Here is a 12,534-nt window from a genome sequence, read left to right on the forward strand (position 1 = left end):
GAGCAAAAAAAGCGCCTGCCGGCTGAATTGCCCATGAAAATGGCAGAAATCAGCAGCAGGCGCTTTTTGGTTCGTGCGGGGGCTTCGCGGCCCAGTGGCGTTGCGTTTTAGCGCATGTTCACGAACTGCAGGTCGGCGTCCTCAAACTTGCGCAGCATGGCCATAACGTCCTGAAGGTCGTCACGGCTCTTGGAGCTCACGCGCAGTTCATCGCCCTGAATGGTGGACTTGACACCCTTGGGGCCTTCATCGCGGATGAGCTTGTTGATCTTCTTGGCCACGTCCTGGGCAATGCCTTCCACGATCTCGGCCTCGATGCGGTACTCCTTGCCTGACGCGAAGGGCTCCCCGGCATCCAGGGACTTCAAGGAAATGCCGCGCTTGATCAGTTTGGACTCAAAAACGTCCATGACAGCCAAGACGCGCTCTTCGGAGTTGGCCTTGAGCAGGATCTTCTCGCCACTGAAGTCGATCTCGGCGCCAATGCCCTTGAAGTCGTAGCGCTGGGCCACTTCCTTCTGGGCTTGGTGCAAGGCGTTGGCTACCTCCTGCTTATCCACTTTGCTGACGACGTCGAACGTTGACTCACTAGCCATGGTTCCTCCACTTGCTTGGAAATTCGGGCGGTTGATTTGCCTCCTAGCCTAGCTGGCCCCGGGCCCGTGGTGTTTTTTCATCCGGTGGCGTGCCGCTCACAGTCACCTCCAAGGATTTCTCCGGCGCCCGCACATTTGTACCGGGCATAGTAGTGGATGTGAGACAGACTGCATCAGGAGGACCAAAGACGATGGCCGAAAGCACCGATCCTGCACTTGCCGCCTTGCCGGCAATGCCACACGACGGGGCCGCGACGCTCGGCTCCGCAAGCTCCCGGTCAGGTCGAGGACGGAAAACCGTGGGAACAGCCGTCGCGGCCGTGACCTTGGCTGCCATGACAGCGTTGGGCGGGCCCACCTTGGTGGGCGGGCCGGCAGCCAGTCTTGACCCGGGCAGCATCATCGGCTCACCGCCTAATTCCGCGTCCTCGCGCATCGCGGGTGTCGACGACGACATGGCCAGGGCCGTGGCGTTGGAACAGATCACTCCCGAACAGGCTGCGTTCCTGAAAAACCAGCTGGTCAGGCGGATTCAAACGGACGTCTAGCGACTGCACAAGCCGCAGCCGGGCAAAGCAATTTTGGTGCGACCGAGCCCTCGATTCGATTCTTGGACAAATTCCTTGTATTGTTTTACTGCTTCCACTTGTTGGGTGCGAAAGCCGAATCCGTTGTTTGGGGTTTGGTGGCCATGGCAGATTACCCGAGTGGCCAAAGGGGGCTGACTGTAAATCAGCTGGCAACGCCTTCACTGGTTCGAATCCAGTATCTGCCACCAAAACGGGACAGCCCGGAACCTCGCGTGAAAGCGCAGGTTCCGGGCTTTTTCGTGCTTGGACAGTTCCGCTGCAGCTCTGGGGGTTAGCGGCCAAAATGTGTGTACAGCCCGGGCGTGTCAACGACTGCTGCAGCTGTGGTGATTCGCTGCAGGTATTTCCGGGCGCGGATCACCACACCTGTGTCAACTTTGGCAATGGACCCGCTTTGGCAGGCCGGCTTCATTGTGCGCCGCGCAGCCGGTGATCCGGCATGCGGGCCACGACCGGATTGCTCCCACCAGAAACCTTGGCCAAAGCGAACTACAGTTAAGGCATGGAATACCTGGTGCCGCTGCTGATCGTGCTCGTTGTTGTCGTAGTCGTTGTGGTGGGATCACGGATCATGGGCAAGCGAAACCGGAACGCGGCGGAACCCGTGAAGGACGGTTCGGCACCCCCGAAACCCCTCCGCAGGGGCAAGGGCCGTGAAATTACCCGGGAAGTCGCAGTAGAAGCCGGGGCACGGCTCACTCCCGAATCCCACCAGCTGGTCTATTCGCTCATTGCCCAGCGCCAGATTCTCAATGCGGTGAAGGAATATCGTAAGGCCACTCGCTTGGGCTTGGGTGATTCGGCCGCAGCCGTGGCGGCGTTGGCACAGTTCCCACAGCCCACGGCAGAACCGGCGCAGCCCACGGCAGAGCCTGCCCAGCCCACGACAAATGAGGCCGCGCTGACGGTGGAGGACATCATCAAGGCGGCACCGGAAGCAGGGACGAAGCCGGCCGGGGTACCCAATGCTTACCGGTACAGGGCCATAGTCTCCCAAGGCGAAGAGATTCGAGAAGTTGCCAGCACCCGCCTGAACGAAGAGGTCTTCCGCCACATCCGCGAACTGGCACAGTCGGGGGACCACGAAAGCGCAGCCCGCTTGCTGCGCGACCATTCCGATATTGGCGAGACCGAAGCCAACGAATTTGTCTCCATGATCGGGACCGAAGAGCAGTAGTTGTCGATTCACACGACGCTATAGGTGGTCTTTGAATTATCCACTGTTGGCTTGGCCTTGCTCCTTGGGGGAGAAATGAACTCAATTCTGCGTACGCCCTGTGCCGCCAGCTCATGCCCGGAATCACCGCTCCGGCGCTTGTGGCTCCGCTTGCCGGCATCCCGGCTCCGGCCCAAGCGCAGCGCCACTCCGGCAAGGCTTGGAGCAAGACCGGCACGCTGACGGCAACTGTGTATTTCGATGCCGACGGAGCAGCCCCCAACAAGGCGGTCCGAACGTTCAAGAGCGGCTCCACCGGGTACTTGAAGACGACATTCCCCGCGACGACCTCCGAAAATGGTCGATCCGATGGGCCAAGCAGGGCAGTATTGCAGCAGCGTCCAGTGGACAGAAATACGTGAAAGTTGTGCCAGCACCAAAACCCGCCACGTCAAAGCCCTCCAGCAAATGGAACTGCCCCTCGTGGGCTCCCATCAAGGGCTACGCCCCGAGCAAGATTTACCATCTCAAGGGCCAGCGGTTCTGCACCAGGACAACTCCGAAAATTTGTTTCAGCACCGAAGCCGCAGCCAGGAAAGCCGGCTACCGGAAATCCAAGGTCTGATTCCCGGCAGCTCCGAACAAAAAAGTTGCCCGAACCCTGCAAGGGATCGGGCAACTTTTTTCAACAGCTCGGATCAGCCAGCCTGTTCTTCGCTTTCCAGCACAAAGCCGTCCTGGTGGTGGATGAGCTGGCGGCCCAAACCGGAGTCGAGCTGAATCCACAAGCATTGGCGATCGCGGGACAGCGTCTCAACTCGGCCGGATAGGCGCCAGCCGCGCTCGTTGACAAGCGCAACGGGCTCGTTCTTGGCCAAAACGGGCCAAACGTCATGCGTGGCGGGATTGGTGAAGGTCTGGTTGTGCGTGGGACGGGTCATGGTTTCTCCTGGTGTGAAAGTCATCGCTGCTTCCTTTTCTGTAGTCAATACTGCCAGTATGCACGCTCCGGGTGAACTGCCTGTGAACTGCATGTGTCTATGTGGGGACTGCGGGTTAAAGCCCGACGGCGGAACCTGGGCGGGTGCCTCGCCAACCCGGGTGCCGCCGTCGTCCATGATTCTCATGTTGCTGCCACTCATCCGCGATGGAATGGCGGCGCCCAGCAGCGTTGCGCCCAGTCCGGTTGCGAGGGTGGACCGGGCCGGAATTCGCATTTCACCCGGTCCGTCGCACGTGAGCGCAACGGGTTCTGATGGCGGGCCGGTCAACCCCGAATGGAGGCAATGTCAACGGTGGATGACCGGAGTCCGCACTAATTCCCACTCACGCGGTAAGCGAAATATCCGGCGGGGAACTGTACCCTGACGTACCGTGGAGACATGGCTACAGTTGAAATCACCACGGAAAATTTCGGTCCCACCATCGAAGGCAACGACATTGTGTTCGTTGATTTTTGGGCAACCTGGTGCCAGCCCTGCGTAGGGTTTGCGCCCACCTTTGAAGCTGCTTCGGAAAAGCACGACGACGTCGTGTTCGCCAAGGTGGACACCGAGGCCCAGCAGGCGCTCGCGGCCGAGGCAAACATCACCTCGATCCCCACCCTGATGGCCTTCAGGGAAAAGGTGCTGGTGTTTGCCCAGCCGGGTGCCCTGAACGGAACACAGCTCGATTCCGTCATCGACGCGGTCAAGGCACTTGACATGGCAGAAGTGCATGCGGCAGTGGCTGCCAAGGAAAACGAAGGCGACACCGCCAGCGAAGGCGACACCGCCAGCGAAGGCGACACCGCAAAGTAGCATTCCCGCTCCGTTGGAGCTGGTGAAGCCCCACGGGCATCACCAGCTCCAACGTGTTTAACGGGCTGGGGCTTAACGGGCGGGGCTAGCTGCGCACCAGCTTGACCGGTTCGGCCAGCAAGGCGCTCAGGGACTCGTTCAAGTCCTGCACGGCGATGCCGTTGCCGTGCTTGGCAAGGTCCGCCGCCGAGGCCCACTGCTCGGTCAAGACAATCTTTTCTTCCGCTTCTTCGGTGATTTCGTATTGGATGCAGCCGGCCTCTTCCACGACCTGCTCGATGGCAATCTCGAGGGCGAGCTTCACACGGAAGAATTCGCCCTCGTTGGGGATGAAAGTGGCCTGTAGGTTGATGATGTCGCTCATGGAGCCAGCCTAGGCGATGTGGCCGCGGGGTGGGGAAGCCGTTCCGCTCTGTGAACGCCTGCGGCAAGCCGGTTAGTGCCCGCGGTGGTCTTGGATGGTCATGCGCGGCCCAAAGGCAGGTTTCCGGAATCCGCTCAAATACAGCATTCGCACCACGCGCTGCCGGTGTCCGTGCCACGGCTCGAGCAGCTCGAGCATGCCGGCATCATCCACGGGTTTCCCCGCCAGGGCCCAGCCCACATAGGCGGCCAGGTGATAGTCGCCCACGGCCACCTGGTCGGCGTCGCCATGCGTGCGCTGGGTGGTTTCCGCCGCCGTCCACACACCAATGCCGGGGATGCTCTGCATCTTTGCTGCCGCCTGAGTTGCCGGCAGCTTGGCCAGCCGTTCCAAGCCCGACGCCGAACCGGCCACCCGCATGACCGTTGCCGAACGCTGTGGCCCAACACCTGCCTGATGCCACGCCCAGGAGGGAATCATGGCCCATTGCCGGGGAGTGGGGGCCACCATCAGGTCTACCGGGATGGCCGGATCCGTGCCGATCCCCGGGGCCGGGGTGCCGAACTTCTGCACCAGTGTTGCGTACCCGCGGCGAGCCTCCGCCGACGTGACCTTTTGTTCCAGCACGGCAGGGATGAGGGCATCAACCACGCGCCGGGTGGAGGGCAGGCGCACTGCCGGGTGCCGGCGTCGTGCTTCCTTGACGCAGTGGGGGAGGGAATCCGCGAATCCGGGGGAGTCGAAGTGGGACCAGTCGTCGTGCGCTCCGAGCAGCCCGGGGGCGCCGGTGAGGGCATGGTCCGCGCCGGGGCCCCAGGCGCGGGCGTGCAGTTCGCTGCCTCGTTGGGAGATCCCCAGCGTTGCGGGGCCGTCCGGGGTGTTGAAGGCGAGCCAAGCGGTGCCGGATGCGACCATGACTGTCTTGTCGGCGGGGCCCCGGCCGATGATGTCCAATGTCTGCGGCAGGGAATAGGGGCCCTCCGCGTCCCAGACCAGAGTGCGGCCGGTGAGTGCTGTGGCGGTCATGACTCCATGGTCGCACGCGCAGCTGACAGTGGGCGCGGGCTCGGACCACCCGGGAGCAGCGCCGCCTGCTGGGTCCCATCGCGCGGGAACTGGCGGACTAAACCCGGCCATCCGGCGTCGTGCGTGGGAAAGGAACGCCGGAAAGGCAGCGTCGCTAGCCCGGCATCCCGGCAGAAAGCCACAATGCCAGCACCGACAGTGGCAGCAAGACAACCACGACGGCGGCCCCGGCCAGCATGTAGCCGCGCCACGAGATGTTGATGCCCATGGCGCGCAGCCGGCTGTGCCACAACAAGGTGGCCAAGGATGCCCACGGGGACACCAGCGGCCCGAGATTCACGCCGATGAGCAGCGCCGCCAGCCGGAGCGGGGAGCCTGCGGCAGGTTCAAGCGCCAAATAAGCCGGCAGGTTGTTGACGGCATTTGCGCTCAGCGCGCCGAGCCCCGCCAGCTGGAGCAGCGCGGTGAAACTCTCGCCGGTGCCGGAAGCGCGGGCAAGGGCGGTGCCCAAGCCGTGGTCATGCAGCGTTTGGATGATCAGGAACAGTCCCATCGCCAACAGCAGCGGCTGGACGGGGAGCATCCTCCACGCTGCTGCCCACCCCGGGGACGATTGGCGGCGGAGCACGAACACCGCCAGCAAAAACACCGCCGCGACGCTCGTCGGGATCCAGACGGGCAGCCCGGACACCAGCAGGGGCAGCAGCACGGCCACCGTGACGGCGCTGAAGGCCAGCAGGCCCCTGTCCTTGACGTGCGGCACCGCAGGGCGGGGAAAGCTGCCGTGCAGTTCGGTCCGGAAAATCAACAGCAGGAACACCACCGGAACCGCGACTCCCACAGCGGCCGGCGCCCACAGCAGTTGCGCGAAGCCCCACGGGGACAGGCCCAGGCGGTGCTGGGCCAGCAGGTTTGTCAGGTTGGAAACCGGCAGCAGCAGGGAGGCTGTGTTCGCCAGCCACACGGTGGTCAAGGCAAACGGCAGCGGCGGGATCCGTGCGTGCCGTGCCAGGGAGACCACCACCGGCGTGACCAGCACGGCGGTGGTGTCCAGCGACAGGGACACCGTGCTCACCGTGGCAAGGGCCACCGCCAGCAGCCACAACAGCCAGACCCGGCCCGACGGCGTCGGGCCGGGATCTGCAGAACGGCGGGCACCGGCCAGCCTGGCCGTAACAGCCGTGAACAGCCCGGCCGAGTCCGCCAGCCCCGTCACCACTGTCATCGCCACCACAAACACCAGGATCGGCACGGTGCGCGAGGCCAGCTCCAGCGCTGATGCCGGGGTCAGCAGCCCCGAGGCGAGCAGTGCCAGACCCGCCGCAAAGAGCGCCGCGGGAACGGAGGCGGCCAGAGCTTTTGCCGCGGCCGGGGCGGTGGTCATGGCAGGGGCGTCGGGACGGCCAATTCCTGCGCCGTCAGCTCCAGAATTTCCCGGCAGGCCAAAAGGGCCGGACGGCTGCGGCTGGCGCGGCGGACAGAGGTGAAGACTGTGCGTTGGGGCAGGCCCGGCAGGTCAATCAGGCGAAGCTGGGGCGGGCGTCCCGTCCACATGAGATCCGGCATCAGGCCCACGGCGTTGCCTGACTCGATGAGCCGGATTTGGGCCTGCAGATCGGCAGTTTCGAAACGAACGTCGGGTTCAAAGCCTGCCTGCCGGCATCTTTGCTCGGCCCAATGGCGGGACGCCGCACCCCGCGGTTCCATGACCCAAGGTAGTTCGGCCGTGTCCTCCAGTTCTGTGATGGGTGAGCTGAGGAGCTTGGCCATGCCGCCGGCCACATCGTGGAAGGGGACGGCGAGCCGAATGGCGTCGGTGGTCAGCGTGACCCTGTCCAGCTCGGGGAGCATGGGTGCAGCGTGGCCCGGATATTGCTCGGCCACCACCAGGTCAAAGTCGCGGGCCCACGTCTCATGGAGGGCGCTTTCGGGTTCGCGCTGGATCATTTCAATGCGCACATCAGGATAGGCCTGTGCCATGGCCGTGAGCAGATTCGGCAGCAGGGCCAGGGCCGCCGACTGGAACATGGCCAGTTTTACGGTCCCCGTGGGGACAGTCAGCGAGGCGGCCAGGTCTGCTTCGGCCCGTTCCAGGGTTTCCAGCAGCTCCGCCGTGTGGGCCACGAGGATCTCCGCTTGGGGCGTGAGCTGGACTCTGCGCCCCACTTTCAGCAGCAGCGGGACCCCGACTTCCCTCTCCAGCAGGGCCAGCTGCTGCGACACGGCCGAGGGGCTGTATTGCAGCGTTGCGGCAACGTCGGCCAAGGTGCCGCGGAGGTGCAATTCACGCAGCAGGCGCAGGCGTTTGACGTCAAGCATGGGTGCTCCAGAGAGTGTAGTAATACTGACTTATATTGATTATAAATCAGCACTTTTTCTTATTGAAGAAGAGTCTCATACTGGTGGCAGGCAAGCCGCCAAAACAAGCGCTTTGAGCACCAACAGAAATGAACCAGGCAAGGACCATGACAAGCACCACTTCCGCGGCTACAGCCGCAAGCATTCCGGTTCCCGGCGACGATCTCGTCGAGGAGACGATCGCCCTTGTAAGACACTGGCTCAGCGAGGCGGGAAAGTTCCCCGCCGACGTCTCCGCCCAACGCCTGGCCGGGGTTTTGAAGGATCCCAACGGCCTGGCTTTCACCGTGGGTTTTGTTGACGGCGTGGTCCGTCCCGAAGACGTGGCCGTGGCCGGGCGCAATCTGGCCGCACTGGCCTCCAAGGTGCCGGCCTTCCTGCCTTGGTACATGCGCGGGGCTGTTCGGCTCGGCGGCATCATGGCCCCTCGCCTGCCGCGGCTGGTGATCCCCATTGCCCGCAGGGTTCTCCGGGAGATGGTGGGCCACTTGATTGTGGATGCCACCTCCGCCAAGCTGGGCCCGGCCATCGCCAAGATCCGCAAGGACAGCGTGGACCTGAATATCAACCTCCTCGGCGAGGCGGTGTTGGGCGAGCACGAAGCCGCCCGCCGCCTTGAGGGCACCTTGGCGCTGCTGGCGCGGGAGGACGTGAACTACGTCTCGATCAAGGAATCCTCCACCGTGGCACCCCACACGCCGTGGGCCTTCGATGACGCCGTGGCGGAGGTGGTGGAAAAACTCAGCCCGCTGTACTCGCTGGCGGCCTCCTTCGACAAGCCGAAATTCATCAACTTGGACATGGAGGAGTACAAGGACCTCACCATGACCCTCGCCGTGTTCAAGCAGATTTTGGACAAGCCGGAGTTCAAGCACGTCGAGGCCGGCATCGTGCTCCAGGCCTACCTGCCGGACACGCTCGGGGCCCTGATGGAGCTGCAGGAGTGGGCGGCCCGGCGTACAGCCGACGGCGGGGCGCCGGTAAAGGTCCGCCTCGTCAAGGGTGCCAATCTGCCCATGGAAGAGGTGCAGGCCTCCGTCTACAACTGGCCGCTGGCAACGTGGGGAAGCAAGCAGGACTCCGACACGAACTACAAGCGCCTGGTGAATTATGCGCTCACACCCGAACACCTGGCCAACGTCCACATCGGCGTGGCCGGGCACAACCTCTTCGACGTGGCCCACGCTTGGCTCCTGGCCAAGCAGCGCGGCATCGACACGGCCAGCCGCGCCCTTGAATTCGAAATGCTGCTGGGCATGGCCACAGGTCAGGCCGAGGCCGTCCGCCAGGACATCGGCTCCCTGCTGCTGTACACGCCCGTGGTGCACCCGGGAGAGTTTGACGTCGCCATCTCCTACCTGGTCCGGCGCCTTGAAGAGGGCGCCAGCCAGGAAAACTTCATGTCCGCCGTTTTTGAGCTCACCGACAGCGATGCCTTGTTTGAGCGCGAGAAGGAACGCTTCCTGGCCTCCCTGCAGGGCGTGGACGCCGAAGTGCCGTCCAGCAACCGTGTCCAGGACCGCAATGTGCCCTCCTCCCCGGCGCCCGTGGACCGCTTCGTCAACACCGCCGACACCGACCCGGCGCTGCCGGCCAACCAAGCCTGGGGCCGGGACATCCTGGCCCGCATCCCCGGCTCCAAGCTGGGCGTCGACCTCGTCGCGGCCACCACCATCACCGAACTGGACCGGCTGAACAGCGTCGTGGACACCGCCGTCGAGCATGGAAAAGCCTGGGGTGAGCTGGGCGGGGCCGGGCGCGCCGCCATCCTGCACCGTGCCGGGGACATCCTGGAATCGCGCCGTGCCGAGCTCATGGAGGTCATGGCCGCCGAGACCGGCAAGACCCTTGACCAGGGGGACCCGGAAGTCAGCGAGGCCGTGGACTTCGCCCACTTCTACGCCGAGCGCGCCAAGGACTTGGAAACGGTCGACGGCGCCACGTTCGTCCCGGCGAAGCTCACCGTGGTGACCCCGCCGTGGAACTTCCCGCTCGCCATCCCGGCAGGATCCACGCTGGCAGCGCTGGCCGCGGGCTCCGCCGTGGTCATCAAGCCCGCACGGCAGGCACAGCGTACCGGTTCCGTCATGGTCCAGGCCCTGTGGGATGCCGGAGTGCCGCGCGAGGTGCTGGCCCTTGTCCAGCTGGGCGAGCGCGACCTGGGCCGGGCGCTGGTGTCCCATCCCGCCGTCGACCGTGTCATCCTGACAGGCGGGTACGAGACCGCCGAACTGTTCCGCAGCTTCCGCACCGACCTGCCGCTGCTGGCCGAGACGTCGGGCAAGAATGCCATCATCGTCACCCCCAGCGCCGATCTGGACCTGGCGGCCAAGGACGTTGTGCAGTCGGCTTTCGGGCACGCCGGGCAGAAGTGCTCCGCGGCGTCCCTTGTCATCATGGTGGGGGCGGTGGCCACCTCCGCGCGCTTCCACAAGCAGCTGCTTGACGCCGCCGCCAGCCTGCGCGTCGGCTACCCGGAGACCGCCACCTCGCAGATGGGTCCCATCATCGAGCCGGCTGCCGGCAAGCTGCACACGGCGCTTACCACCCTCGACGACGGCGAGGCCTGGGCCCTTGAACCCCGGCAGCTCGACGAGACCGGGCGCCTCTGGTCCCCGGGCGTGCGCACCGGCGTTGCGGCCGGTTCTGCCTTCCACCTGACCGAGTACTTTGGCCCCGTCCTGGGCGTCATGCAGGCCGAGACGCTCGAGGAGGCCATCGCCATGGTCAACCGCACCGAGTACGGGCTGACCAGCGGGTTGCATTCCCTCGACTCGGCGGAGATCGGCGTGTGGATGGACACCGTCCAGGCCGGAAACCTGTACGTCAACCGCGGCATCACCGGCGCCATTGTGCAGCGCCAGCCGTTCGGCGGCTGGAAGAAATCCGCAGTGGGGGCCGGAACGAAGGCCGGCGGGCCCAACTACCTCGTGGGACTGGGCAACTGGCGTGCTGCGCCGTCCTCGGCCACGGCGCCATTGGGCGATGCGGCCACCAAAATGCTCCATGCGGACGCGAACCTGTCAGATGACGAGCATGCCTTCCTGAAGCGGGCGCTGCACAGCGACGCGGTGGCCTGGGCAACGGAATTTGGCAACGCCAAGGACGTCTCGGCGCTGTCCGCCGAACGCAATGTGTTCCGCTACCGTCCCCTGCATCCGTTGGTGCGTTTGAGCGAAGGCGAACCCGTGGCGAAGCTGCTGCGCGTGCTTGCGGCAGGCATCCGGGCCGGGGCCGCCCCGGAAGTCTCCAGCGCCGTCGTTCTCCCACAGGCAGTGCAGGCACTGTTGCTCAGCGAACACCTCACTGTCACCGTGGAGGGCGACGCTGCCTGGTTGGCGCGCAGCTTCGGGGCCGGGCGCATTCGGCTCATCGGCGGCGACGCTTCAGCCCTGTATGCAGCCAGCGAAGGGCGTCCGGACCTGGCGATTTACGCCGGCGAGGTGACGGAGGCCGGTCGCGTGGAGATGCTGCCGTTCCTGCATGAGCAGGCCATCAGCATCACCGCGCACCGCTTTGGCACGCCCAACCACCTCACGGACGGGCTGATCTAGCGCCAGCCCGCTCCGAAACCATTCGAAAGCGCAGTAGATTGCAATGTTCGTGGCGAACATTGCAATCTACTGCGCTTTCGATGTGTGTGGGGGCGTGGGGAATGTGATTGGACCGCGCAGTAGCCCGGCTCAGGCCTGGCTGACGCGGACCATGTTTCCGGATGGATCGCGGAATGCGCAGTCGCGCGGGCCCCATGGTTGGTCCGTTGGTTCCTGGAGCACTTCGGCGCCGGACACCACGGCCTGCTCGAAGAGGGACTGAAGGTTGTCGCTACTGAAGACGAGCATGGGTAGCAATCCCTTGGTGAGCAGGGCGGCCATCGCGTCGCCGTCGTCCTTGGAACGGCCCGCATGGGGTTCGGAAATGACAATGCCCAGGCCTGGCTGGGTGTCCGTGCCCAGGGTGACCCAGCGGAATTCGCCGGATTTCACGTCATTGCTGACGTTCAGGCCGAGGGCATCACGGTAAAACGCGATGGATGCCTCGGCATCGTGGACGGTGACATGTGTGTACTGAAGTGAAATAGCCATGGAAAAAAACTAACGTGGACCCGGCCGTTGCGCTTCTTCATTTCTGCTCTGCTGGTTGGACGAGCCCGTGAGCTGCGCCTATGACTGGGAAACGAGGCCCGGATTATTGGTTGCCATTTGTGGCGGCGCCACGCGTGGGCCGCGTGGTGGCCTTGGCAAAGCACGGGGGCATGGCCTCGATGGCACTGTGCTCCCGGGAGCTGTAGGCGCTGGGAGTTTCGCCCATAATTTCGGTGAAGCGGGTGCTGAAGGAACCCAGCGACGTCGAGCCCACGGCCATGCATGCCTCCGTCACCGACGACCCCGCCCGCAGCAGTGCCGCTGCGCGTTCAATGCGTCTGGTCATGAGATAACTGTGGGGTGTTTCGCCGTAAGCCGCACGGAATTTGCGCGAGAAGTGAGCGGTGGACATCAGCGCCCGGGCGGCCATGGTTGGCACGTTGAGCGGCAAAGCGTAATCCCTGTCGATCATGTCCCGCGCGCGTCGCAGGTGGGCCAGGTCGGCCAGCTCATCCGGTGTCATGGCCCGAGGTTACCAGCTCCTGGTTGCGCGGCGGCAG

Annotated in this window: 14 protein-coding genes and 1 tRNA gene; 7 read left to right on the top strand and 8 right to left on the bottom strand. The window is 64.4% G+C overall.

Features of this window, described 5'->3' with window-relative positions; genetic code table 11:
• Nucleotides 1–107: 107 nt before the first annotated feature.
• The gene (locus QMG25_RS06180; RefSeq protein WP_283458270.1) at nucleotides 108–596 is read right to left on the bottom strand and encodes a YajQ family cyclic di-GMP-binding protein; all 489 of its coding nucleotides are present in this window, start codon (nucleotides 594–596) and stop codon (nucleotides 108–110) included.
• Nucleotides 597–787: 191 nt separating this feature from the next.
• On the opposite strand from QMG25_RS06180, the gene QMG25_RS06185 reads away from it, so the two are divergent.
• From QMG25_RS06185 to QMG25_RS20505, 5 genes are all read left to right on the top strand, one after another.
• Nucleotides 788–1,144, top strand: coding sequence for a hypothetical protein (locus tag QMG25_RS06185; RefSeq protein WP_283458272.1), 357 nt, complete (start codon nucleotides 788–790; stop codon nucleotides 1,142–1,144).
• Between the two features lie 145 nt (nucleotides 1,145–1,289).
• A tRNA-Tyr gene (locus tag QMG25_RS06190) sits at nucleotides 1,290–1,374 on the top strand.
• A 314-nt stretch (nucleotides 1,375–1,688) separates the two neighbouring features.
• Nucleotides 1,689–2,363 carry a hypothetical protein gene (locus QMG25_RS06195; protein WP_283458274.1) on the top strand — a complete coding sequence of 225 codons (675 nt, stop codon included), beginning with the start codon at nucleotides 1,689–1,691 and terminating at the stop codon, nucleotides 2,361–2,363.
• Nucleotides 2,364–2,476: 113 nt separating this feature from the next.
• On the top strand, nucleotides 2,477–2,764 hold the full coding sequence (locus QMG25_RS06200) for a hypothetical protein (RefSeq protein WP_283458276.1): 288 nt from the start codon (nucleotides 2,477–2,479) through the stop codon (nucleotides 2,762–2,764).
• 5 nt (nucleotides 2,765–2,769) lie between these two features.
• The gene (locus QMG25_RS20505) at nucleotides 2,770–2,967 is read left to right on the top strand and encodes a sunset domain-containing protein (protein ID WP_502866363.1); all 198 of its coding nucleotides are present in this window, start codon (nucleotides 2,770–2,772) and stop codon (nucleotides 2,965–2,967) included.
• A 73-nt stretch (nucleotides 2,968–3,040) separates the two neighbouring features.
• On the opposite strand, the gene QMG25_RS06205 is transcribed toward QMG25_RS20505, so the two are convergent.
• The gene (locus QMG25_RS06205) at nucleotides 3,041–3,307 is read right to left on the bottom strand and encodes a hypothetical protein (protein WP_283458278.1); all 267 of its coding nucleotides are present in this window, start codon (nucleotides 3,305–3,307) and stop codon (nucleotides 3,041–3,043) included.
• A gap of 417 nt (nucleotides 3,308–3,724) precedes the next feature.
• Here QMG25_RS06205 and QMG25_RS06210 point away from each other — a divergent pair, with 417 nt between their 5' ends.
• The gene (locus tag QMG25_RS06210) at nucleotides 3,725–4,141 is read left to right on the top strand and encodes a thioredoxin family protein (protein WP_283458280.1); all 417 of its coding nucleotides are present in this window, start codon (nucleotides 3,725–3,727) and stop codon (nucleotides 4,139–4,141) included.
• An 85-nt stretch (nucleotides 4,142–4,226) separates the two neighbouring features.
• Here the strand turns inward: QMG25_RS06210 and QMG25_RS06215 are convergent, their stop codons facing one another.
• The 4 genes from QMG25_RS06215 to QMG25_RS06230 all read right to left on the bottom strand — a co-directional run bounded on the left by QMG25_RS06215 (nucleotide 4,227) and on the right by QMG25_RS06230 (nucleotide 7,850).
• Nucleotides 4,227–4,505, bottom strand: coding sequence for a putative quinol monooxygenase (locus QMG25_RS06215; protein WP_283458282.1), 279 nt, complete (start codon nucleotides 4,503–4,505; stop codon nucleotides 4,227–4,229).
• Nucleotides 4,506–4,577: 72 nt separating this feature from the next.
• Nucleotides 4,578–5,531 carry a DNA-3-methyladenine glycosylase family protein gene (locus tag QMG25_RS06220; RefSeq protein ID WP_283458283.1) on the bottom strand — a complete coding sequence of 318 codons (954 nt, stop codon included), beginning with the start codon at nucleotides 5,529–5,531 and terminating at the stop codon, nucleotides 4,578–4,580.
• Nucleotides 5,532–5,685: 154 nt separating this feature from the next.
• A complete protein-coding gene (locus tag QMG25_RS06225) occupies nucleotides 5,686–6,915 on the bottom strand; it encodes an ArsB/NhaD family transporter (RefSeq protein WP_283458286.1) in 1,230 nt (409 codons plus the stop codon).
• Complete coding sequence (locus tag QMG25_RS06230; RefSeq protein ID WP_283458288.1) at nucleotides 6,912–7,850, bottom strand: LysR family transcriptional regulator; 939 nt, start codon at nucleotides 7,848–7,850, stop codon at nucleotides 6,912–6,914. Before QMG25_RS06230 ends, QMG25_RS06225 begins: the two co-directional genes overlap by 4 nt.
• 146 nt (nucleotides 7,851–7,996) lie before the next feature.
• Between QMG25_RS06230 and QMG25_RS06235 the strand changes: the two genes are divergently transcribed.
• Nucleotides 7,997–11,443 (top strand): bifunctional proline dehydrogenase/L-glutamate gamma-semialdehyde dehydrogenase, encoded by a 3,447-nt coding sequence (locus QMG25_RS06235; RefSeq protein ID WP_283458290.1) that lies wholly within the window; start codon nucleotides 7,997–7,999, stop codon nucleotides 11,441–11,443.
• 129 nt (nucleotides 11,444–11,572) lie between these two features.
• On the opposite strand, the gene QMG25_RS06240 is transcribed toward QMG25_RS06235, so the two are convergent.
• A complete protein-coding gene (locus tag QMG25_RS06240; RefSeq protein ID WP_283458292.1) occupies nucleotides 11,573–11,974 on the bottom strand; it encodes a VOC family protein in 402 nt (133 codons plus the stop codon).
• Nucleotides 11,975–12,077: 103 nt separating this feature from the next.
• The gene (locus QMG25_RS06245; RefSeq protein ID WP_283458294.1) at nucleotides 12,078–12,497 is read right to left on the bottom strand and encodes a helix-turn-helix transcriptional regulator; all 420 of its coding nucleotides are present in this window, start codon (nucleotides 12,495–12,497) and stop codon (nucleotides 12,078–12,080) included.
• Between the last annotated feature and the right edge of the window lie 37 nt (nucleotides 12,498–12,534).

This window comes from Arthrobacter sp. H35-D1 (assembly GCF_030063185.1).
Taxonomy (GTDB): domain Bacteria; phylum Actinomycetota; class Actinomycetes; order Actinomycetales; family Micrococcaceae; genus Specibacter.